Raw genomic sequence first — 22,701 nt, 5'->3', positions numbered from 1 at the left:
TGTTGCCTGAAGGAACGACGACAATGAGAAGTGACATTCAATTTATTCAGCAGCCTGAAATCGACGTGCATCATTATGAACGCGGCGATACCGTGCGCCTGACCACGGCGAATTTGCGGCATGAATATCAGCTCGATGTTTATATTTTGCGCCGCGACGATAAGCTGATTTACGGTTCGGTCGTCGCGGCGGCGCCCAAAACCGATATTCCGGTCGCCAGCTGGGAGGTCAAAAACGGTGAAGAGGTCGTGTTTCGCCAGGAAAACATCGCCAAAGCGGTGCCGGCGGTAAACTGATTTCACGTTCCGCACTTTCTCCTGATGCTGATGAAGGCCGACGCTCGCGCGTCGGCTTTTTCTTTTCCACCTCGTGATGACGTCCTGATGTCATTTGGCTCAAAAACTGCGCTAAAAAACGCGACACATGACAAAAATCACAGCGAATGTGAATTTGCATGAAACATAATTTGACAAATGTGAACGCAATCGATTACCTATTCGCGAAATGCGTAACTGGATCACAGATTCTTACAGTCAGTGGTTTCTATAATGCGCGCGTCATCCGAGTTTCTGTGTGAAGACAACGCCAGGTGTCGGCAGACTCATTGTCATCTTTTCTAAACGGGCAGGAAATGGCCCTTTAAGCATGTGGTAATAAAATGAAAAAAATAGCTCTCGCAGCAGGTGTACTGCTCGCAGCGTCTTACAGTGCATCATCAATGGCTGATAGCAAAGACAGTCAATATGTCTCCGACTGGTGGCACCAGAGCGTTAACGTGGTGGGCAGCTACCACACCCGTTTCGGGCCGCAACTGAACAACGACGTGTATCTCGAATACGAAGCCTTCGCCAAGAAAGACTGGTTCGATTTCTACGGCTACGTTGACGTGCCGAAGTTCTTCGGCGTGGGCAACACCCCGGATCGCGGCATCTGGAACAAAGGTTCCCCGCTGTTTATGGAGATTGAACCACGCTTCTCCATCGACAAACTGACCGGCACCGACCTGAGCTTCGGTCCGTTCAAAGAGTGGTACTTCGCCAACAACTACATCTATGACCTGGGCCACAACGCCGACGGTCGTCAAAACACCTGGTACATGGGCCTGGGTACCGATATCGACACCGGCCTGCCGATGAGCCTGTCGATGAACATCTATGCCAAGTACCAGTGGGAAAACTACCAGGCTGCCAATGAGAACAGCTGGGACGGTTACCGCTTCAAGGTGAAGTACTTCGTGCCGCTGACCCAGGTGTGGGGCGGCAACCTGAGCTACATCGGCTTCACCAACTTCGACTTCGGCTCCGATCTGGGCAAGGACAGTGGTAACGCGATCAACGGCAAACAGGTACGCACCGGCAACTCGATCGCCTCCAGCCACATTTTGGCGCTGAACTACGATCATTGGCACTATTCTTTCGTGGCGCGTTATTTCCATAACGGCGGCCAGTGGCAGGATGGCGCGGATATCGGTACGCCGCAGGGCCCGATCAAGTCTACCGGTTGGGGTTACTACCTCGTGGTCGGCTATAACTTCTGATTTTCCGTGTTATCAGAAACAGAAAACCCCGCCTGGCGGGGTTTTTTTTCGTCATCACTGGGCTTGTTCTACCGGGAGATGCCTCACCGGCATAAACAGCCTGCCTTTGATCACGTGACATTCATTATTTATCCAACTAATGATTTGTTCACGGCTGACGCCTTCCGACTGCGCATAACGATGAAGATCGCCGTTAAAGTGCCGAGTGATGTATTCCATGAGGGTCATTTGCACGTCTTTTGCTCCTGAACGCCCACCCGTTGCCAGCCTGGCCACCGCGGGAGGTTAAGGTTTCTCAGACAGCGAATGTAAATTATCGGCAACGAAATCTCAACATAAAGCACCAAATAGGGGCGACGCCGGTGGGAAAAAGAATCCCGCACGGAAAGGCGGGAAGTGTTCGATATTATCATTCTGGATGATAAGAATAAGATTTGAGGTGCGACGAAAAAGAGCACGCTAACTCTTTTTTGTTACCGTCCCACGCTAGCGGAAGGCTTATTTTTCTTCAAGAAAAATCGGGGGTAGATTTCGGAATTCTCGAGGCGTTTTGCGTTAAAACAAGAGAGTGGCGCGAATGCCGTAAAACCGCACTGTCATCTCGGAGTTTTCCTTATACTTTGCCCGGAAAAGGCCAACTATAGTAAACAGAGTCCCCCACGCAGGAATACACAACATGAACAAACGTCGTACGACTCTCACGGTGTTGGCACTGATTGCATCGCTGGGGTTGTCATCCGCCCCGGCCATGGCCGACAAAGGCGGCAATGGTAACGGCAACGGGCATGGCAACAGCGGCAATCATGGCAATAACGGTAACCACGGCAACAATGGCAATCACGGCAACAAAGATAAAGGCGACTATAGAGACTATAGAAACGACGACAATCTGGTTTCCGTCAGCCTCTCGCGCGACCGCGCCCGTTCGCTGGCGCACACCTACGGGCTGACCGGCTACCGCTCGTTGCCGCCGGGCATCGCCAAGAATCTGGCGCGCGGCAAACCGCTGCCGCCGGGCATCGCCAAAAAAATGGTGCCGTCTTCGATGCTGCGTGAACTGCCGCAGTATCCGGGTTATGAATGGCGCATCGCCGGCGACGATCTGGTGCTGGTCGCGCTCAGCACCGCAATTGTGGCTTCCGTCATCAACGGCGTGTTCGACTAACGCCGGTTGGGTCTCATCGGGCCTCGCTGCGGCGGGGCCTTTTTTATTTGCCCGCGCGGGGCTGACGTGGTGAACTTGGCGCCTGACCTTTTCACTGCATCATAAGGGAGGCGCCATGTTCAGGGCGTTATTGATAGCGTGTTGCCTGACCAGTTTTCCGGCGTTGGCGGGCGGCGGCGCCGCTATCGGCGAGCTGGTGAACCAACGGCTGTCGTTGATGAAAGACGTGGCCGGTTACAAGGCGCAGCAGCATTTGCCGATCGAAGATCTGGCGCAGGAGGCGAAGGTGTTGGCCAACGCGCAGGCGGAAGCGGGGCGTTTGGGGCTGGAGCCGGCGTCGGTGCGGCCTTTTATCACCGCGCAGATGGACGCCGCCAAGGCGATTCAGTACCGCTATCGCGCCGACTGGTTGGCGAGCCCGGAAAACGATTGGCAGCCGCGCCCGCTGGCGCAGGTGCGGGTGCAGATCGGGCAACTGAGCAGCCGGATACTGCAGCGTTTGGCGGCGCAGCTGCGCGCCGGCCCGCTCGACGCGGCGGATCGGGCGGCGTTTATGGCGTCCGTGGAACAGGTGAATCTCAGCGCCGCCGACAAACGGCGGCTGGCGGATGCGCTGCTGGCGGTCAAAGCCGACAGCGCGCGCTGATCGTCAGTCGCGGCCGACGGTGCTGCGGCGGAAGGTCAGCATCCGGCTGCGGTTGGCGATGAGATCCACGTTGTAACCGCGGAAATAGAGGCAAAAGCGTTTCAACCACGGGCCGTCCTGGCACTCCACCAGCATGCGGCCCTGGCCCAGCGGGCTGAGCGTGCCGGTCTGTGCCGCCGGGCCGACGCCGATATGCACCCGATTGCCGCGAATTTCAAAGGCGGTGCGATAGTGCGGGTGGTACCACAGCCCCTGCACATGCTTCAGGCAGTCGCCGTTGGCCGTGACCGGCAGGAAACGGCGCGCCACGTGGCCGACCTCGCCCTCGACCGCTTCGCCGGTCCACTTCAATTTGATTGGCATATGGGCGGACAGCGACACCGCATAGCCGTCTTCGCCCTGATACAGCGGTTCGCCGCTGCCCAGATAGGCCAGGTTGCCGTCTTTGACTTCCAGCCAGTGCGGCTCCGCCAGCGTGGCGTAGAGGCCGTCGGGGATCGCCGCGCTGCGCTGCGGCAGCGGTTCGCCCAGCAGCGTCGCCATCACCTGCAAGGCCATGCCGAAACTGTCGCAATCTTCGCGGTTGGCCACCAGCGCGACGCCGGCCTGACGGTCGGGCGCCAGCAGGAAATAGGTTTTGTAACCGGCATGGGAGCCGCCGTGGCCCAGCAGGCTGCGGCGGCCCAGCGGCGTGCGCGCCAGCCCCAGGCCATAGGCGCTGAGTTGGCCCTGATTGAGGCGGCGCGGCGCGCTGAGTTGCGCCAGCACGCCCTGGCCGGGGCCTTGGTCTGCCAATAGCGTTTGCAGCCAGCGGGTGAGGGCGTTGACGCTGCCGGTCAGGCAGCCGGAGGCGGAAAGGTGCAGGCCGGCGCTGGCGTGTTGCCAGCCCTGCGGCGCCCGCCAGTAACCCGGCACCAACCCCGGCACTACGTCGAACCAGCTTTCCGGCGCCCGCATCTGCACCTGCAGCGGCTGGGCGATATGCCGTTGCACCAACTGGTCGAAATCATAGCCTTTGCTGCGCAGCGCGGCCTCCAGCAGCCGATAGCCGGTATTGCTGTAGGCGATCTCGCTGCCGGCCTCATAGTTCAATCTTTCCAGCCCCTCGACAAACTGCATCACCGGCTGCGCTTCGCTGACGGCGTGCAGCGATATGCCCAGCAAGCCGAGCGTTTCGCGCACGTCGGGCAGGCCGCCGGTCATGTCCAGCGCCTGGCCGACGGTGACGTCCGCCAGCGCAGGCTGCAGGGCGGGGAGCAGATCGCCCAGGCGTTGCTCCAGCCGAACGGTGCGATCGGTGGCGTTCAGCGCCAGCGCGGCGAAGATATGCTTGGTCACTGAGGCGTAGCGCACCACGCTGTCGGCGGTGAAGGGGGTGTTCTGCGCCAGATCGGCCAGGCCGGCACAGGCGGTGGCGCGGAGTTGTTCGGCGTCAAACAGGGTGATGGCGCCGCCGGGTTCGCCACGCCGTTGCCAGCCGGCCAGCAGTTGTTCGGCGACGGCGCCGGCAGCGCGCCAGTTTAACGGTGTTACAGACATAGGGCCTCCAGAGAGATATTCGAAACGGGCCAATTGGCCACAGGCCGCCCGGTGCTGACGATGAGCACGGGCTTTTGGGCTGATTGTGGCGCAGTGCGTTTTTCGTCGGCCGCTGTTTTGTGCGCTGTTTGGACCAGTTAGCGGGGAATCACGCGAAACTTTGATATAGCGCGCAGATTGCTGCTGGCGTTGCGGTTAAAGGCAGCAGAAAAACAGGCGCCCGGCGGCGCCTGTAAAGGGGGATCAGTTCAGCCTGGCGGCGCCGTCCAACAGGCTTTCAATCATCTGCTTGAGCAGACGCTGCAGCGAGGCGGCGCGCTGCGGTTCGAACGCGAAAGGATACTGTTCGGACATGTAGTTGACCTGCGCCAGCTCGAGCTGGATCGCATGCTGTTGCTGCTGCGGTTGACCGTAGGCGCGGGTGATGTAACCGCCCTTGAAGCGGCCGTTCAGCACGTGGGTGTACTGCTGTTGCTGCTCGCAGCAGGCGACCAGCCGATCGCTCAGCGCCTGGGCGCAGCTTTCGCCGCCGTTGGTGCCGAGGTTGAGATCCGGCAGTTTGCCGTCGAACAGCCGCGGGATCACCGAGGCGATGGAGTGCGCGTCGAACAGCAACGCATAACCGTGCCGCGCTTTGAGGCGCGCCAGCTCGTTTTGCAGCTGCTGATGATAAGGTTGCCAAATCTGCTGCAGATAGCCGGCGCGTTCTGCGTCCGTCGGCGCTTTGCCCGGCAGGAAGCTTGGGCGGCCGTCGAACAGCACGTCGGGATACAGACCGGTGGTGGCGGTGGTGTACAGCGGTTTGTCGTCCGCCGGGCGGTTCAGATCGATGACGAAGCGCGAATAGTTGCCGACCAGTACGCTGGCGCCCATCGCCCGGGCGAAGTCGTACAGTTGCGGAATGTGCCAGTCGGTATCGGGCAGCGGGCGAGCGTCGTCGGTCAGCCCGGCCTCGACCGCCGGTGTCAGTTGTGTGCCGGCGTGCGGGATGCTGATCAGCAGCGGCAGGCTGCCGGTCTGGAAGCTAAAAGGATCGCGAATGGTCATTGACGTACTTCTCCTCGGAAAATCACCGTACAGGGCAGCTGGCCGCCCAACCAATAAGCCAGTTCCGCCGGCCGCGACAGCGGCCAGTGAACGAAGTCCGCCACCTTGCCGGTTTCCAGCGTGCCGTGGCTGTGCTGCAGCCCCAGCGCTTTGGCGGCGTGGGTGGTGACGCCCGCGAGCGCTTCTTCCGGCGTCAGGCGGAACAGCGTGCAGGCCATGTTGATCATCAGGCGCAGCGACAGCGCCGGCGACGTGCCGGGATTGGCGTCGCTGGCGATCGCCATCGCCACGTGGTGCTTGCGGAACAGCTCCACCGGCGGGCACTGGGTTTCGCGCAGCAGGTAGTAGGCGCCGGGCAGCAGCACCGCCACGGTGCCGGCGTCGCCCATGGCGCGGGCATCTTGTTCGGTGGCGTATTCGAGATGGTCGGCGGAGAGCGCGTGATGGCGCGCCGCCAGTGTGCTGCCGCCGAGGGCGGAGAGCTGCTCGGCGTGCAGTTTGACCGGCAGACCGGCGGCTTCGGCGGCGGCGAAGACCCGCTCCACCTGCGCCGGTGAGAACGCCAGATGTTCGCAAAAGGCGTCAACCGCATCCGCCAGGCCGGCGGCGGCCGCCTGCGGGATGATGGTATCGCAGACCAGATTGATGTAGTCGTCGGCGCGGTTGGCGTATTCCGGCGGCAGCGCATGGGCCGCCAGACAGGTGGTTTTCACCTCGACCGGCAGCAGCTCGCCCAGTTTGCGCGCCACCCGCAGCATTTTCAGCTCGCTTTCCGGGCTGAGACCGTAGCCGGATTTGATTTCCACGCAGGTGACGCCTTCCGCCAGCAGCGGCCGCAGGCGGAACAGCGCCTGCTCCAGCAGCAACGCTTCGTCGGCCTCGCGGGTGGCTTTCACGGTGGAGATGATGCCGCCGCCCTGCGCGGCGATGTCGGCGTAGCTTACGCCGTTCAGCCGCTGTTCGAACTCGCCGCTGCGATTGCCGCCGAACACCAGGTGGGTGTGGCAGTCAACAAAGCCGGGGGTGATGATGCCGCCGTCGAATTTCACCGTTTCGTCCGCGATAAGATCGGGCGGCAGCGCCGCATGTTCGCCAATCCAGACGATCTTACCGTCGCGTACGGCGATCGCGCCGTCGGTCAGGGTGTGATATTTGCCGTCGCGCATGGTGACGATATCGGCGCCGTGCCACAGGCTGTCACAGTGAATCTCAGACGTCATTGCTTTCCTCCGTCGGAGCCGCAGCTCCCACATGGTTGTATATACAATTAAAAACAACCTAACGCATTCACCGGGATGTCACAAGAGGCGGGAGAGATTTTGTTATCAGGATGTGATCGACAACGGAGATGCGGGCGCAGGGCGCGCCCGCCGGGGATCAGACTTCGCTGGTGAAGCGGCCGAACAGCTGGTAACGGCTGCCGGGATACAGCAGCCGGGCCGAGGTCACCACGGTTTTGCCGGACCAGGTGCGGCGGTGGATCAGCAGGCCGGGTTCGTGGTCCTCCAGCTGCAGCAGCTCGCGTTCGCGCCGGGTCGGGAGCACCGCTTCGACGATGTGTTCGCCGGCGGTCAGCGGCGCGGCCTGCGTCAGATAGGTGTAGGGCGTGACGCGGTCGAAATCCTGCTTCAGATAATCCGGCGCCACCAGCGGATTGACGCAGCGGTCTTCCACCTGCACCGGCACGTCGTTTTCGTAATGCACGATCTGCGAATAGAACAGCCGTTGGCCTGGCTGGATGCCGAGCGCCGCCGCCTCTTCCTCGCTGGCCGGGCGGGCCTTCAGCTCGAGGATCTTGCTGCTGTGGCGATGACCGCGCGCGGCGATCTCATCGGCGATGTTGTGCACTTCCAGCAGCGCGGTGTGTGCCTTGGCTTCGGCGACGAAGGTGCCGACGCCCTGCATGCGGATCAGAAAACCTTCGCTGGTCAACTCGCGCAGCGCGCGGTTGATGGTCATGCGGCTGACGCCCAGTTCCGCCACCAGTTCACTTTCGGAGGGCACGCGCTGGTGCGGTTGCCAGTGCCCCGCACGGATTTGATTCACGATCGCCTGTTTGACCCGTTGGTAGATCGGGGCGGGGGCATCGCTCATTGCAGCCGCCAGTTGTAACACGGTCTGTTGTTCAGCCACGACGTTAACCTCGTCAAATAAAAAAATAATAACACCAGTTTACTGTTGATGTCGGCGTATGTATATGTATATACAACTAGTGGCCGTCGCGCCAGAAACTTGCCGGCGACCGCCAAAAATTCCTGAAGACGCGCCATCGCCGCGCCTTATTCGCCGTTACATTAACCGTGGAATACTGCCATGCCTGCTTATTTTGCCCCACGCGCTTTGCTCCCTGAGGGCTGGGCGCATAACGTCCGGCTGGACGTCGATGCGCAAGGTTATCTGACTCAAGTTACCGCCAACGCTGAACCGCAAGGCTGCACCCGGCTGCACGGCGATGCGGTGCCGGGCATGCCGAACCTGCACTCCCACGCCTTTCAGCGCGCGATGGCCGGGTTGGCGGAAGTGGCGGGCAACCCGCAGGACAGCTTCTGGACCTGGCGCGATCTGATGTATCGGCTGGTGCAGCGCCTGACGCCGGAGCAGGTGGAGGTGGTCGCCCGTCAACTGTATATCGAAATGCTCAAGGGCGGATATACCCAGGTGGCCGAATTCCACTACCTGCATCACGACGCCGACGGCAAGCCTTACGCCGATCGCGGTGAGATGACCGGCCGCCTCAGCGAGGCCGCGCATCAGGCCGGCATCGGCATGACGATGCTGCCGGTGCTGTACAGTTACGCCGGTTTTGGCGCCCAGCCGGCCCAGCCGGGGCAGAAACGGTTTATCCAGGATGCCGAAGGCTATTTGCAACAGCAGCAGGTGATTGCTCGCCAATTGGCGGATCGCCCGTTGCAGAATCACGGTCTGTGTTTCCATTCGCTGCGCGCGGTGGAACTTGGCCAGATGCAACAGATTTTGGCCGCGTCGGATCGCACCTTGCCGGTGCACATTCATATCGCCGAGCAGCAAAAAGAGGTGAACGACTGCCTGGCGTGGAGCGGGCAGCGCCCGGTGGCCTGGCTGTATGACCATCTGCCGGTGGATCAGCGCTGGTGTCTGGTGCACGCCACCCATCTGGATCGCGATGAGCTGGAAGCGCTGGCGCGCAGTCGCGCGGTGGCCGGCCTGTGCCCGACCACCGAAGCCAACCTCGGCGACGGCATTTTCCCCGGCGACGCCTATCTGCAGCAGCAGGGGCGCTGGGGCATCGGCTCCGATAGCCACGTTTCGCTCAACGTGGTGGAAGAGCTGCGCTGGTTTGAATATGGGCAGCGGCTGCGCGATCAGCGCCGCAATCGCCTGACGACACCGCAGCAATCGGCGGTGGGCGATGTGCTGTATCACCAGGCGCTGCAAGGCGGCGCGCAGGCGTGCGGCGCGCCGATTGGCCGCTTGCAGAGCGGCTATCGCGCCGACTGGCTGGTGCTGGACGGCGACGATCCGTATTTGGCGGCGGCGCCGGATGCCTCGATCCTCAACCGCTGGCTGTTCGCCGGCGGCAAAGAGCAAATTCGCGACGTGTTCGTCGGCGGCCGACAGATGATCGAGCAGGGGCGGCACGCGCTGCAGCAGCAGAGCAGCGCCGCGTTCCTGCAGGTGCTGAAAACCTTTCAGCAGGAGGCGTGATGAGCCTGACCCGTTTTAATTTCGCTGGGTTGCCGGTCAGCCCGTGGCGCAACGGCGGCGGGGAAACCCGTGAAATCGTCAGTTGGCCGCCGGGCGAGCCGGATTTCGACTGGCGCGCCAGCATCGCCACCATCGCGCAGGACGGGCCGTTTTCCGCCTTTGCAGGCATTGACCGTTCGATCACGCTGCTGGAAGGCGACGGCGTGCGGCTGTTCAGCGCCGGGCATATCGACCATCAGTTGGCGCGTATCGGGGAGCCGTTCGCCTTTTCCGGCGACGTGGCGCTGGAAGCGACGCTGCTGGGTGGCGCCAGTCAGGATTTCAACATCATGACGCGCCGCGGCCGGCTAGCGGCGCAGGTGCAACGCAGCGCCGAGCCGCTAACCTTGCCGCCGGGACGGGCGGGGGTGCTGTATGTGCTGAGCGGGCTCTGGTCGCTGCCGGGGGGCGGCGAACTGAACGCGCGCGAGGGCGTCTGGTGGACGGCATCGGCGGCGGGGGGCGACGTGGCGCCGTTGAGGGCTGGCAGCGTTATCCTGTGGGCGAACATCACAGCCTGCTAACGCAGAGTAGAGTCCTGCGCCCGGTTATGGGATTATTCACTTTTCCCCATTAATCATAAAGAAGGGCGCATGGCTTCGCTGAAAGACGTCGCAAAACTTGCCGGAGTCTCGTTGATGACGGTGTCCCGCGCCATCAATGACCCCGGCAAGCTGCGGCCGGAAACCTACCGCCGCGTCAAACAGGCTATCGATCGGTTGGACTATGTGCCGGATCTGTCGGCGCGGCGTATTCGCGGTGACGGAAATCGCGTGCAGACGCTCGGCGTGCTGGCGCTGGACACCGCCACGACGCCGTTCTCGGTGGAAATGATCCTGTCGATTGAAAAAACCGCGCGCGAGCGAGGCTGGAACAGCTTCGTCGTCAACCTGTTCGCCGACGACAACGCCGAGCAGACCGTCGATCTGCTGCTGGCGCATCGGCCGGATGGGGTGATCTTCACCACGATGGGGCTGCGTGAGGTGACGCTGCCGGCCAAACTGCTGGACAAAAAGCTGGTGTTGGCCAACTGCGTCAGCCCGGCGCATTCGATCGCCAGCTACATTCCTGATGACGAGCAAGGGCAGTATGACGCCACGCGCACGCTGATCGCCAAAGGCTATCGCGCGCCTTTGTGCATTCATTTACCGGCGGATACGCTGGCGGCGGGGCTGCGCCGCCGCGGTCTGGAACGCGCCTGGCGCGAAGCGGGGCGCGATGTTGAACAGCTGCGGCAGTATCATCTCGATCTGAGCGCCGGCGATCAAAGCTATCGCGACTGCGTAGCGTTGCTGGAACGGCATTTTTCCGCCGGCCGGCGTGATTGCGATGTCGTGGTGTGCGGGAACGATCGGATAGCGTTTCTGGCGTATCAGGTATTGCTGGCGCAAGGATGGCGGATACCGCAGCAGGTGGCGGTGCTGGGCTACGATAATATGGTCGGCACCGGCGAGCTGTTCCTGCCGGCATTGACGACGGTGCAGCTGCCGCATTATGAACTGGGTCGCCTTGCGGCGCTGCATGTGATTGAGCGGCGGGAACAGCGTGATACGGTGAAAGTGCCTTGCCCGCTGCTGGAACGTGGTTCGCTGTAACCGCACCGGGGGCGTCGCTGCGCGCCCGGTGCTCATTCCCACTATCCCCAGATGCTAGCCAGCTGCCATCCCGTGATGGGCTCGAACAGCGCCCGGCCGCCTTCGGCGAACAGGCTGAGACGGCGATCGCCCGCCGTCGGATAGATGCGGCTGGTCAGGCAGGCCTGCCCCTGATTAACGAAGATCTCCAGCGAGGAGCGATCGATAAAGATCCGCAGCGACAGGATGTCACCCTCCGGCAGCGGCACGCTGCGGCAGGTGCACAGCGCCGGGTGTTCATTAAAACGCTCCAGCACCAGTCGGTGTGACTGATTGTCGACGAACAGCCGCGCCGCACTCCCAATGGCCAGCCCGTATCGCTCGGCGTCGCTGTCGGCCGGTCTCAACGTCAGGATGAGCTCCTGCATATCGTTCGTCAGCTGCAGATGCTGATTGGTCAGCGACTGCGCCAAAAACGAGTGCGATTCTCGGCGCAGCGCCGCCAGTTCACGCGCCGGATTCATGCGGACGCTGCCGTCGGCGGCCAGCGTCAGCTCGCGTGGCAGGGTGAGGGCGCCGGCCCAGCGGTGCGCTTTGCTGGGCATCGGTGATTCCCACATATCCATCCAGGCAAACAGCAGCCGGCGGCCGTCGGCGGCGGTGAAGGTCTGCGGCGCATAGAAATCGTGGCCGGCATCCAGCTCGCAGAAGGGCTGGGTTACCGTAAAGTCGCCGTCCGACCGCCAATGGCCGAGCAGATAGCCGCTCTGGAAGCGATTGCGGTAGCGGTAGCCCTGCGCCGCCAGCCCCTGCGGCGAAAACAGCAGCAGGTGTTGCTCGCCCAGCGGGAAGAAATCCGGGCATTCCCACATATAGCCCTGATGCGCCGTTTGCGCGCCGGCCAGCACTCGATCGAAGCGCCAGGCGCGCAGGTCGGCAGAACGGTACAGGCGCACCTGGCCCAGGCCGTTTTCTTTGGCGCCGACCACCAGCCACCATTCGCCGTTTTCGCGCCAGACTTTCGGATCGCGAAAATGCTGAATGCCGTCCGGCGGGGCCAGTACCGGCCCGTGTTTGACGAAGCGTATGCCGTCTTCGCTGGTGGCCAGACATTGCACTTCCCGCACCTGGCTGTCGTCACCGGGTTCGCCCAACCACACGTGGCCGGTGTAAAGCAACGTCAGCACGCCGTTGTCATCCACGGCGCAGCCGGAAAAACAACCGTCTTGGTCATAGGGCGCATCGGGCGCCAGGGCGATGGGCTGGTGCTGCCAGCGGATCAGATCGCGGCTGGTCGCATGCCCCCAGTGCATGGGCCCCCAGTGCTCGCTATGGGGATGATGTTGGAAGAACGCATGATAGACGCCGTCAATACAGATCAGGCCGTTGGGATCGTTGATCCAGCCGGCGGCCGGTGCGAGATGGAACTGCGGATAATAATCTTCTCGGCGCTCTGCGCACAGGGCTTCGACCGCATGGTCGGCTTGAGCTAAAGCAGTGTTCATTGGACAGACTCACTTGATTTAATGGCGGATGGAAAGGGCGTTGCCGTGGCGGAGCGTTCGCCGCGCAGCAAGAAACAGGAGACAAGCGTGGTGGCGGCGACCGCGCAGCCCATCAGCAGATAGGTATCGGCAAAGCCGATGCGGTCATAACCGTAGCCCGCCAGCGGCGACAGGAAGCTGGCCATCACCTGGGTGATGAACTGGAAGCCTACCAGGTACAGCGTGGAGGAGAGTCGGCTGTCGAAGCGGCTGGCGATGTATTTGAAGATAGCGATCAGCAGGATTGGCAATTCTACGGCGTGCAGCAGTTTCATGGCGGAGATCATCAGGGCGCCGCTGACCAACCCGGAACCGAACATGCGCAGCGCCATCACGCTGCCCGCCAGCAACAGCCCCTGCTTGGCGCCGATACGGTTCACCAGCAGCGGGGCCAGGAACATGCCGCCGGCTTCGAGGAAGACCTGCAGCGAGTTGAGAAAACCGTACATCTCGTTGCCCTGTGCGCGAGAAGCGAACTGTGAAGCGAAGTAGACAGAAAATTGCTGATCGAAAACGTTGTATACGCTGATCCCCAGCACAAACACCACCAGCGCCCAGAAGCCCGGCATACGCAGCAGCGCCAGCGCATCCTGCAGCCGCAGGTTCTCCGGTTTGCCGAACGCCAGGCCGGCCATGGCGTTCGGCTTCAGCTCGCGCACCTGGCTGAGCAGCAACAGGAATACCACGGCGGCGGCGGAGGCCAGCCAGAAATTGATGTTCGGATTGATATTGAAGATAAAACCGGCCACAAAGGTGGCACTGGCCCAGCCGAGCGAGCCCCACATGCGGGCGCGGCCGAACTCAAAACCGCTGATGCGGCTGACGCGCTCGGTATAAGACTCCAGCGCGCCGATGCCGGCGAAGAAGGTCGCGCCGATGAACAGCCCGCCGACCAACGCACCCAGCGGCAGGCTGCTCGCCAGCAGCGGGGCATAAACGTAGATAAAGAACGGGCCGGTCAGCAGCAGCATTACGCCGAGAAACTGCAGCAGGTGTTTGCGCAGCCCAAGTTTGTCCTGAATAAAGCCGTACAACGGCTGTGCGCACAGCGCCACCAGCGAGATGGCGGAGAAGATCAGGCCGGTCTCGGCGCCTTTCAGCCCGATCTTTTGATTCAGCCACAGCGAGATCAGCGAAAAGCTGGAAGACCAGGTGAAGAAAAAGAAGAACAGCAGGCCGCTGAGCAGCACGTAATATTTTTTGGTTTCGCGGTTCATGGGTAGGGCCCCGGTGAGTGAAGTTAGCTCTATTGTTAACGTTAACTCGCAAAGGGATGAAGCTAGCAGATATCACGCGTGCGATGTTAATCACAAAAGTTAACGTTAACATTATTGCGTTGTGATCATTGTCACGAGTTGGAATGGGGGCGATGCGCCCCGAAGGATTAACGTTCGTTCAGCGAACGCAGATGATCGTCGCGGCGCAGCGTCATCAGCGCAAACAGGCTGACCACCGACGTGGCGACCACGTAGTAGGCGGGAATGTCGATATTGCCGGTCTGTTTGATGAGGCCGGTGATAATCAGCCCGGCCGAGCCGGAAAACACCGCATTGGACAGCGAGTAAGCCAGCCCCAGGCCGGTATAGCGCACCCGGGTCGGGAACATCTCCGCCAGCATCGCTGGGCCGGGACCGGCCAGCAGGCCGACCACGGCGCCGGCGATCATCACTGCCAGTCCTTTGATCCACAGTGAGCTCTGCGCATCCTGCAACAGGTGCAGCAGTGGGAAGGTGAACAGGATCACCGCCGCCACCGCCGTCAGCATCACCGTTTTACGCCCCAGCCTGTCGCTGATGATGCCCGCCGGCAGGATGGTCAGGGCGAAACCGACGTTGGCCAGCACCGTCGCCACCAGCGCCTGCTGGAAGGTGGCGTGCAGCGAAGTTTGCAAATAGGAAGGCATCACCACCAGGAAGGTATAGCCGGCGGCTGACCAGCCCATCATGCGGCCGATGCCGATCAGAATGGTTTTCACCACGCCGCTCAGTTTCGCTTCCTGCGGTGTGGCGGCCTGTTCCGCGCGTTGCTGCGCCTGGGTAAACGTCGGCGTTTCCTCAAGCTTGAGCCGCAGCCACAGCGCCACGGCGCCCATCGGCAGCGCCAGCAGGAAGGGAATGCGCCAGCCCCAGTCATGCAACTGCTGCACGCTCAGCAGCGCGGCCAGCAGCGCCACCAGCCCGGCGCCGGCCAACAGGCCGAGCGCGACGGTCAGCGATTGCCAGGCGCCGAACAGCCCGCGCTTGCCCTTTGGGGCGAACTCGGTCATCAGCGACACGGCGCCGCCGAATTCGCCGCCGGCGAACAGCCCCTGGAACATGCGCAGCAGCGTCAGCAGCAGCGGGGCGGCGACGCCGATCGAGGCATAGGTCGGCATGACGCCGATCAACGCCGTCGCCAGCGTCATCAGCAGCAGGACCGCAATCAGCGTCGGACGACGGCCGATGCGATCGCCGATGCGGCCGAAGATCACCGCGCCGATCGGCCGGCAGAAGAACGCCAGCGCGAAGGCGGCGTAGGTGAGGATCAGGCTGGTGATTTCATTTTCACCCTGCAACGTGAAAAAATTGGCGGCGATGACGGTGGCCAGAAAACCGTATACCCCGAACTCATACCATTCGATAAAGTTGCCGACCGAGCCGGCCAGCAACGCCTGACGCGACCGGCGCGCGTCGAGAGTCTGTTGATTCATCCCCGTTCCCATACATTTGAATTATTGTTCGTCAGTTCTAAATTTATACGACAAAACAATCAATTGATTTCAGCGGGAACTGTGAGGCGCGATTCACCAGAGCAACGGCGCCGGCTCGCGGCCGTTTTCGGCGTAGTACAGCGAGGGCAGGAACTGCGCCAGATAGCTGAACTCGTTGTAGCAGTGGCGCATCAGGTTAAACCCGATGTCGTCCGACAGTTCGTCGTGGGCGTTGGCGCAGGCTTTACCCAGCAGGAAACGGCTGCGCAGCACGCACCCGTAGGGCGTATCGCGCGCCAGATGCAGCATTTCGCCGTCGCAGGGATCGCCGTTGTCATCCAACGCCACCTGGTCGCCGAAGCCGATGCGCGCGCACACGGCGACGGAGAGCGCCTGCGCGTCACGTGCCTGGCGCAGCGGCTGCGGCGCGAAGAAGTCCTCGGCGGCGTGGAATTTGAGGCGCGCCGCGACCGGTGGCAGCTCCGCCAGCCATTCGACCGCTTCGATGCTGGCGCCGACGTAGCTTTCCCCTTTTTTCCAATGGCGGTCCCAGCCGCGATGTTCGACGTGATCGTGCGGGTGCCACCAGTTGATGTGCTGCGTGTTCTCAAAGAAGGTGAACCACCAGTCCAGCATGCGCCCCTTGCAGCCGTGCAGATCGGTACGGACCGCGACGGTCAGCAAACCGTCGGCGCTGCGACTCAGCCCCATCTCCAGTCGCAGCGGTTCAGGTTTGAGCAACTCGTTGATATCGTTAACGCCCCACGGCGCCAGCAGGGAAGGATGTGTCATAATGGGTTCCTGTTTTATTTTGGAAACGAATTGTGTTTCCAAAATAAAGTTATGCCGCTATGCTGAGTCTGTCAATGCTTGTGAGGAATAAATATGGCGAACCCGAATGAAGAACCGCTGCGTGCTCGCGGCCGGCCTGCCACGCCGGAAACGGCGCTGCGCGCCGCGCTGACGCAGGCGACGCTGGCGCTGCTGCTCGACGGCGGATACGCCGCGGCAACGGTGGAGGCGGTGGCGAAACGCGCCGGGGTGGCTAAAAAAACCCTGTATCGCTTTGCGGCCAATCGCGACGAACTGGTGGCGCAGGTGGTGAGCGGCTGGACCGAGGCGTTTCAGCCGGCCTTCGCCCAGGATGCCGGGCGGTGGGAGGCGGTGGCGCCGCTGTTGGAAAAAGGGCTGAAGGCGGTGGCGCAGCAGGTATTGAGCGCCGAAGCGGTGGGGATGTTTCGGCTGCTGCAAAGCGAGTTTCCGGGGCGCGAGGCGCTGCTGGACAGCTATCAGCGCAACGGCATTCAGCGCGGACGGGCGACGGTGGCGGACTGGCTGCGGCGCCAGCAGCAGTGCGGGTGGCTGCGTGAGCGCGACTGGGCGCAAACCAGCGATCTGCTGTTGGCGATGGCCATCGCCGAACCGCTGCGGCAGATGACGCTGGGGCTGTTGCCGCCGGGCAGCGCGATCGACGAACGCATCGCGGCGGCGGTGGCGCTGGTGATGCCGGGGTTGCTGCGCGGCGAAAACGCGGAGTGCGCCACATTGTGAGCCGTATTCATCTGTGGCATGTTGATTGTTCAATCCATATCACTTCGCGATGCCCACATGAATGCTGCTTACCCGTTCAAGCAGGGCGATCTGTTCGCCTTGACCGTTTTTCTGGCCGTTGCCACCCATCGCAGCTTTCACGCGGCGGCGGTGGAGCTGGAGGTGACGCCGTCGGCGGTCAGCCACTCGATAAAAAACCTGGAACAGCGGCTCGGGGTGAGACTGTTCAACCGCACCACGCGCAGCGTGGCGCCGACCGAAGCGGGTGAGCGTTTGGCGGCGCAGCTGCGCCCGGCGCTGTCGTCTATTTCGCGGGCGCTGCATGAAGTGGATGAATGGCGCGCCACGCCGAGCGGCACCGTGCGCATCAACGCCAGCGAAGGGGCAGTCAGGCTGGTATTGCGTCCGTTGCTGGCCGATTTCCTGCGCGAGTACCCCCATATCCATCTGGACATCGTCTGCGACGGCAAGCTGAGCGATATCGTCGCCGAGGGGTTTGATGCCGGCATTCGGCTGGCGGAAGCCGTGCCGCAGGACATGATCGCGATGCGCGTCAGCCCGCCCGTGCGTTTCGCCGCCATCGCCGCGCCCGGTTATTTCGCCATCCATGGGCGCCCGGCGACGCCGCAGGATTTGCTGCGCCATAACTGCATCCGTTTTCGCTTCGACAGCGGCACGATTTATCGCTGGGAATTTGAGCGCGATGGCGTGAGCGAGTCGATCGGCGTTACCGGCTCGCTGACGCTGACCGATCAATCCCTGATGGTGGAGGCGGCCATCGACGGTGTCGGCATCGCTTTCGTTCCCGAACATTTGGCGCTAGAGGCGTTGCACGACGGGCGACTGGAACGGGTGCTGGAGGCGTGGTGTCCGGCTTATCCGGGGTTATGTCTCTATTATCCCGGCCATCGCCACGTGTCGGGCGCGCTGAAGGCGTTGATCGAGTATCTGCGCGCGGCGCAGTCCTGATGCGTTCTTCTTTCGGCTACGCCAATTAGTGAGCCGCCTTCATCTCGACAGTGAGGTTCGCTTGCATTGTTGCGGCGTGGGGCCTGCCTTACGCTCATGAGGAGACGCCGGGCAATCGTCCGGAACCCGCACCACAATGCAGCGAGGAATCGATGATGGATAAGAAGATGAAAGCGGTAGTTATGACCGGCGCCAACCGGCCCTGGGAAATCAGACAGGTGCCGATGCCCCGCGCAGAACCGGGTCAGGTTCTGGTCAAAGTACACGCCTCGGGCATGTGCTACACCGACGTGTGGGCGACGCAAGGATACGGCGGCGATATCTACCCGCAAACGCCCGGCCATGAAGTGGTGGGGGAAGTGGTTGAGGTGGGCGCCGGCGTACATACGCGGCAGATCGGCGATCGCGTCGGCACCACCTGGGTGCAATCGGCCTGCGGCCGCTGTCCTTACTGCCGCGAGAGTCGGCCGCTGACCGGGCAAACGGCGATGAACTGCCCGGCGCCGCGCACCACCGGTTTTGCCGCCCAGGGCGGCCACGCCGAGTATATCGCCATCACCGCTGAAGGCACGGTGTTACTGCCGGACGGGCTGTCTTATATCGACGCCGCGCCAATGATGTGTGCGGGGTATACCACCTGGAGCGGCCTGCGCGACGCGGCGCCGTTGCCGCATGAAACGGTCGCGGTGTTGGGCATCGGCGGGCTGGGGCATGTCGCGCTGCAGCTGTCGAAAGCCTGTGGTTTCGATACCGTTGCCATCACTCATTCGCCGGACAAGCACGCGCTGGCGAAGCAGTTGGGCGCCGATCGCATCGTCGCCTCCGGCAAGGCGCTGCGGGAGAGCGGCGGCGCGGATATTCTGCTGGTGACCACCAATGACTTCGACTCCGCGCAGGAAGCGATGAACGGCTTGCGGGTTGATGGCCGAGTGGTGTTGTGCGGGCTGGACTTCAGCAAGCCGTTCGCTATCTCTTCGGAAGGGGTGCCGTTCCATATGATGCGTCAGCGGGTGATCGGATCGACCCATGGCGGGCAGCACTACCTGAGTGAGGTGCTGAACCTGGCGGCGAAAGGCAAAGTGAAGCCGATTGTCGAGACGTTTGCGCTGGAACAAGCCCAGGAGGCTTATGAACGGCTTGCCTCCGGCAACATGCGTTTTCGCGGCGTCTTCGTGCCATCGGCGGCGTGAGAAAAGGGCCGAGAATTCGGCCCTTGATGGCAGGGTGCCGCGGCGCCCTGCTTCTGTTACAGCTTCGGCCCGGCGTTCACCAGCTTTTCGCCCGCCTGGGTGACGGTATATTTGGCGAAGTTATCGATAAAGCGCTGCGCCAGATCCTGCGCTTTCTCCTGCCACAGCGATTCGTCGGCGTAGGTTTTGCGCGGATCGAGGATCGACGGATCGACGCCCGGCAGCGCGGTCGGCACTGCCAGCCCGAAGATCGGCAGCGTGAAGGTCTCGGCCTGTTCAATGTCGCCATTCAAAATGGCGTCGATGATGCCGCGCGTATCTTTGATCGAGATACGCTTGCCGCTGCCGTTCCAGCCGGTGTTGACCAGGTAAGCCTGGGCGCCGGCGGCCTCCATGCGTTTCACCAGCACTTCAGCGTATTGCGTCGGGTGCAGCGTCAGGAACGCGGCGCCGAAGCAGGCAGAGAAGGTCGGCGTCGGGGCGGTGATGCCGCGCTCGGTACCGGCCAGCTTGGCGGTGAAGCCGGACAGGAAGTGATATTGGGTCTGCTCCGGCGTCAGGCGCGACACCGGCGGCAGCACGCCGAAGGCGTCGGCGGTCAGGAAGATGATCTTGCGCGCGTGGCCGGCTTTGGACACCGGTTTGACGATGTTCTCGATGTGATAAATCGGGTAAGAGACGCGGGTGTTCTCGGTTTTGCTGGCGTCGTCGAAGTCGATGCTGCCGTCGGCCCGCACGGTGACGTTTTCGAGCAGCGCATCGCGGCGGATCGCCTGATAGATTTCCGGCTCCGCCTGTGGCGACAGCTTGATGGTTTTGGCGTAGCAGCCGCCTTCGAAGTTGAACACGCCGTCGTCGTCCCAGCCGTGCTCGTCATCGCCGATCAGCTGGCGTTTCGGATCGGTGGAGAGGGTGGTTTTGCCGGTGCCGGACAGGCCAAAGAACACCGCGACGTCGCCTTGCTCGCCGACGTTGGCCGAGCAGTGCATCGAGGCGATGCCCTGCAGCGGTAGCAGATAGTTCATGATCGAGAACAGGCCCTTCTTCATTTCGCCGCCGTACCAGGTGCCGCCGATCAGCTGCATGCGCTCGGTCAGGTTGAAGGCGACGAAGTTTTCCGAGTGCAGCCCTTGCTGCTGCCAGTCCGGGTTGGTGCATTTGGCGCCGTTCATCACCACGAAGTCCGGCTCAAAGTCCGCCAGCTCGGCGTCGCTTGGGCGGATAAACATGTTTTTCACGAAGTGCGCCTGCCAGGCTACCTCGGTGATGAAGCGCACCTTCAGGCGCGTATCGGCGTTGGCGCCGCAGAAGGCATCCACCACGAACAGACGCTTGCCGGAGAGCTGGTTGCCCACCAGCGTCTTCAGGTGCTGCCAGACTTCCGGCGACAGCGGCTGGTTGTCGTTCTTGCCGGTGCCGTTGTCGGACCACCAGACGGTGTCGCGCGTGGTGTCGTCGCGCACGATGTATTTGTCTTTCGGCGAACGGCCGGTAAATTCGCCGGTCGCGACGTTGACCGCACCCAATTGGGTGAGGGTGCCGCGTTCCAGCGGCGGCAGGTCGGCGCGGGTCTCTTCGGCGAACAGCAATTCATAGCTGGGGTTATAGACGATGTCGGCGGCCTGATGGATGCCGTAGCGAGCGAGGGTTTGTGGGGTAACAGCGCGTGAAGACATATTCTACTTCCTTATGAGTCATATTATGCCTTTTTCCCACGCGGTGCCGCGCGCAGGATTAAGGTTCGGATCAAGCTGACCGGATTCAGCTAATGGCGTTTCCGGTTCTTTATTAATAAAGCAGGGGGCTTTTTCGCCCTCCTATAGCATAGCAGCGAATTTAAGCCTGATTACTTTAATTACAAAATGCTGACGATAATTAATTAAAACCAACCTTGGCGGAGGGTCACAATATTGAATTCCCTCAGCGTAATTTAGTTTTGCATTTTTATTTTTTATCATATTGTCAGTGCTGTCTACTGTTTTATTTCTTATTAGAAAAAGCGAAATCCGCAATAGGATTTTTGTAATTAGTTGTTTTCACTTGGCTATGGCGGGATTGTTGCGCCAGGTGAATCTAACCGTACTGTACGCTTGTCAGCAGGGTGAATAATGAAACAGATAAATGCAGAAATAGCCTGTGATAAAAATACGGCATCGTCCGAATCATCAGGATTAATTAATCAACTTCGTCAAATAGATATCGGTGCGGTACCGATCGCGTTGTTTATCACGATTTGCGCCATCGTGGCGATTTCCGCCTACGCCAACTTCCTGCCGAAGAATATGATCGGCGGCCTGGCGGTGATAATGACGCTGGGCTTTGCGTTGGCGCAGTTGGGTAAAAGCATTCCCGTGCTGCGCGATATCGGCGGGCCGGCCATTCTGTGTTTGATGGTGCCGTCGGTGCTGGTCTACTTCAACGTGTTCCAGCCCAACGTCATGGGCACCGTCCACCTGCTGATGAAAGACGCCAACCTGCTTTATTTCGTCATCGCCAGTCTGGTGGTCGGCAGCATTCTCGGCATGAACCGGGTGATCCTGATCCAGGGGATGATTCGCATGTTCGTGCCGCTGGTGGTTGGCACGGTGACGGCGGTGATCACCGGGCTGCTGGTGGGGAAACTGTTCGGCTTCACCTTCTATCACACCTTCTTCTTTATCATCGTGCCGATCATCGGTGGCGGCATCGGCGAGGGCATTTTACCGCTGTCGCTGGCCTATTCGGCGATCCTGGGATCGACGCCGGACGTCTACGTCGCGCAGCTGGCGCCGGCGGCGGTGCTGGGTAATATCTTCGCCATCGTGACCGCCGGGGTGCTGGCGCGCATCGGCATGCAGCGCAAGGCGCTGAGCGGCGACGGCATGCTGATCCGTTCGGCGCAGGAGAACGCGATGTTCGCCATCAAGGAGCAAAGCGGCAACGTCGATTTCCAACTGATGGGCGGCGGGCTGCTGGTGATCTGCGCCTTCTTTATCGTCGGCGGCCTGTTCGAGCATATCGTGCATATCCCTGGCCCGGTGCTGATGATCCTGTTCGCGGTGCTGTGCAAATACTGCCGGGTGATCCCGGCTTCGATGGAGACCGGCGCGCACAGTTTCTATAAGTTCGTCTCCACCGCGCTGGTGTGGCCGCTGATGATCGGTCTGGGCATGCTGTACGTGCCGCTGGAAAGCGTGGTTGCGGTGTTCTCGGTCGGCTATGTGGTGGTCTGCGGCTCGGTGGTGCTGTCGATGGGGTTGGTCAGTTTCCTGATTGCGCCTTACCTGAAGATGTTCCCGGTGGAAGCGGCGATCGTCACCTGCTGTCACAGCGGCCTGGGCGGCACCGGCGACGTGGCGATCCTGTCGGCGTCCAACCGCATGGGGCTGATGCCGTTCGCCCAAATCGCCACGCGCATCGGCGGCGCTTCCACGGTCATAGGCGCTACGCTGTTGCTCGGTTGGTTAGTCTGAATCCAGAGTGTGTTATGGATAACCGGGGTTGGATTGCCCCGGTTTTTTTATACTTTTTTCGTCATCGTAATAATG

General features: G+C 61.6%; 21 protein-coding genes. 11 read left to right on the top strand and 10 right to left on the bottom strand.

The features are described from left to right. Positions 1–23: 23 nt before the first annotated feature. Both IMX17_RS07895 and IMX17_RS07890 read left to right on the top strand, forming a co-directional pair. The gene (locus IMX17_RS07895; protein WP_046898558.1) at positions 24–296 is read left to right on the top strand and encodes a hypothetical protein; all 273 of its coding nucleotides are present in this window, start codon (positions 24–26) and stop codon (positions 294–296) included. A 362-nt stretch (positions 297–658) separates the two neighbouring features. Beyond that, the gene (locus IMX17_RS07890; protein WP_046898557.1) at positions 659–1,537 is read left to right on the top strand and encodes a nucleoside-specific channel-forming protein Tsx; all 879 of its coding nucleotides are present in this window, start codon (positions 659–661) and stop codon (positions 1,535–1,537) included. A 54-nt stretch (positions 1,538–1,591) separates the two neighbouring features. On the opposite strand, the gene IMX17_RS07885 is transcribed toward IMX17_RS07890, so the two are convergent. Beyond that, entirely contained in the window at positions 1,592–1,771 is a 180-nt protein-coding gene (locus IMX17_RS07885) for a hypothetical protein (RefSeq protein ID WP_033642811.1), read from the bottom strand. Positions 1,772–2,213: 442 nt separating this feature from the next. On the opposite strand from IMX17_RS07885, the gene IMX17_RS07880 reads away from it, so the two are divergent. After that, complete coding sequence (locus tag IMX17_RS07880) at positions 2,214–2,702, top strand: anti-virulence regulator CigR family protein (RefSeq protein WP_047576109.1); 489 nt, start codon at positions 2,214–2,216, stop codon at positions 2,700–2,702. A gap of 115 nt (positions 2,703–2,817) precedes the next feature. Next, positions 2,818–3,348, top strand: a complete 531-nt coding sequence (locus IMX17_RS07875; RefSeq protein ID WP_182264609.1) for a chorismate mutase — start codon at positions 2,818–2,820, stop codon at positions 3,346–3,348. A gap of 3 nt (positions 3,349–3,351) precedes the next feature. Here the strand turns inward: IMX17_RS07875 and IMX17_RS07870 are convergent, their stop codons facing one another. From IMX17_RS07870 to hutC, 4 genes are all read right to left on the bottom strand, one after another. Further along, positions 3,352–4,887, bottom strand: a complete 1,536-nt coding sequence (locus IMX17_RS07870; protein ID WP_182264608.1) for a serine hydrolase — start codon at positions 4,885–4,887, stop codon at positions 3,352–3,354. 243 nt (positions 4,888–5,130) lie between these two features. Beyond that, on the bottom strand, positions 5,131–5,934 hold the full coding sequence (hutG, locus tag IMX17_RS07865) for an N-formylglutamate deformylase (RefSeq protein WP_182264607.1): 804 nt from the start codon (positions 5,932–5,934) through the stop codon (positions 5,131–5,133). Then, entirely contained in the window at positions 5,931–7,154 is a 1,224-nt protein-coding gene (hutI, locus tag IMX17_RS07860; RefSeq protein ID WP_004941304.1) for an imidazolonepropionase, read from the bottom strand. The genes hutG and hutI overlap by 4 nt, the downstream gene beginning before the upstream one ends. Before the next feature lie 157 nt (positions 7,155–7,311). Then, the gene (gene hutC, locus IMX17_RS07855) at positions 7,312–8,067 is read right to left on the bottom strand and encodes a histidine utilization repressor (RefSeq protein WP_193549586.1); all 756 of its coding nucleotides are present in this window, start codon (positions 8,065–8,067) and stop codon (positions 7,312–7,314) included. Between the two features lie 180 nt (positions 8,068–8,247). On the opposite strand from hutC, the gene IMX17_RS07850 reads away from it, so the two are divergent. The 3 genes from IMX17_RS07850 (at position 8,248) to IMX17_RS07840 (ending at position 11,252) form a co-directional block, all read left to right on the top strand. Then, positions 8,248–9,618: a formimidoylglutamate deiminase gene (locus tag IMX17_RS07850; RefSeq protein ID WP_193549585.1), complete on the top strand. Its 1,371-nt coding sequence runs from the start codon at positions 8,248–8,250 to the stop codon at positions 9,616–9,618. Next, positions 9,618–10,181, top strand: a complete 564-nt coding sequence (locus tag IMX17_RS07845; RefSeq protein WP_193549584.1) for a HutD family protein — start codon at positions 9,618–9,620, stop codon at positions 10,179–10,181. The genes IMX17_RS07850 and IMX17_RS07845 overlap by 1 nt, the downstream gene beginning before the upstream one ends. Positions 10,182–10,250: 69 nt before the next feature. Further along, positions 10,251–11,252 carry a LacI family DNA-binding transcriptional regulator gene (locus tag IMX17_RS07840; protein WP_033652100.1) on the top strand — a complete coding sequence of 334 codons (1,002 nt, stop codon included), beginning with the start codon at positions 10,251–10,253 and terminating at the stop codon, positions 11,250–11,252. Positions 11,253–11,293: 41 nt separating this feature from the next. Here IMX17_RS07840 and IMX17_RS07835 read toward each other — a convergent pair whose 3' ends face one another. From IMX17_RS07835 to IMX17_RS07820, 4 genes are all read right to left on the bottom strand, one after another. Continuing rightward, positions 11,294–12,736 carry a glycoside hydrolase family 32 protein gene (locus tag IMX17_RS07835; RefSeq protein WP_193549583.1) on the bottom strand — a complete coding sequence of 481 codons (1,443 nt, stop codon included), beginning with the start codon at positions 12,734–12,736 and terminating at the stop codon, positions 11,294–11,296. Then, positions 12,733–13,992, bottom strand: a complete 1,260-nt coding sequence (locus tag IMX17_RS07830) for an MFS transporter (protein ID WP_182264602.1) — start codon at positions 13,990–13,992, stop codon at positions 12,733–12,735. The genes IMX17_RS07835 and IMX17_RS07830 overlap by 4 nt, the downstream gene beginning before the upstream one ends. Positions 13,993–14,159: 167 nt before the next feature. After that, positions 14,160–15,464: an MFS transporter gene (locus tag IMX17_RS07825; protein ID WP_193549582.1), complete on the bottom strand. Its 1,305-nt coding sequence runs from the start codon at positions 15,462–15,464 to the stop codon at positions 14,160–14,162. Between the two features lie 93 nt (positions 15,465–15,557). After that, positions 15,558–16,256 (bottom strand): DAPG hydrolase family protein, encoded by a 699-nt coding sequence (locus IMX17_RS07820; protein WP_193549581.1) that lies wholly within the window; start codon positions 16,254–16,256, stop codon positions 15,558–15,560. Positions 16,257–16,349: 93 nt separating this feature from the next. Between IMX17_RS07820 and IMX17_RS07815 the strand changes: the two genes are divergently transcribed. From IMX17_RS07815 to IMX17_RS07805, 3 genes are all read left to right on the top strand, one after another. Next, positions 16,350–17,015: a TetR/AcrR family transcriptional regulator gene (locus tag IMX17_RS07815; RefSeq protein WP_193549580.1), complete on the top strand. Its 666-nt coding sequence runs from the start codon at positions 16,350–16,352 to the stop codon at positions 17,013–17,015. 57 nt (positions 17,016–17,072) lie between these two features. After that, a complete protein-coding gene (locus IMX17_RS07810) occupies positions 17,073–17,984 on the top strand; it encodes a LysR family transcriptional regulator (protein WP_193549579.1) in 912 nt (303 codons plus the stop codon). A 167-nt stretch (positions 17,985–18,151) separates the two neighbouring features. Then, the gene (locus tag IMX17_RS07805; RefSeq protein ID WP_227414475.1) at positions 18,152–19,174 is read left to right on the top strand and encodes an alcohol dehydrogenase catalytic domain-containing protein; all 1,023 of its coding nucleotides are present in this window, start codon (positions 18,152–18,154) and stop codon (positions 19,172–19,174) included. Positions 19,175–19,230: 56 nt separating this feature from the next. On the opposite strand, the gene pckA is transcribed toward IMX17_RS07805, so the two are convergent. Next, positions 19,231–20,850 (bottom strand): phosphoenolpyruvate carboxykinase (ATP), encoded by a 1,620-nt coding sequence (pckA, locus tag IMX17_RS07800; RefSeq protein ID WP_193549578.1) that lies wholly within the window; start codon positions 20,848–20,850, stop codon positions 19,231–19,233. Between the two features lie 432 nt (positions 20,851–21,282). Between pckA and IMX17_RS07795 the strand changes: the two genes are divergently transcribed. Then, positions 21,283–22,626, top strand: a complete 1,344-nt coding sequence (locus tag IMX17_RS07795) for a 2-hydroxycarboxylate transporter family protein (protein WP_033642832.1) — start codon at positions 21,283–21,285, stop codon at positions 22,624–22,626. Positions 22,627–22,701: the final 75 nt, after the last annotated feature.

Origin of the sequence: Serratia sp. X3, assembly GCF_014982455.1 — a bacterium.
Taxonomy (GTDB): Bacteria; Pseudomonadota; Gammaproteobacteria; order Enterobacterales; family Enterobacteriaceae; genus Serratia; species Serratia ureilytica.
This window is presented reverse-complemented; position numbering and strand designations above follow the sequence as displayed.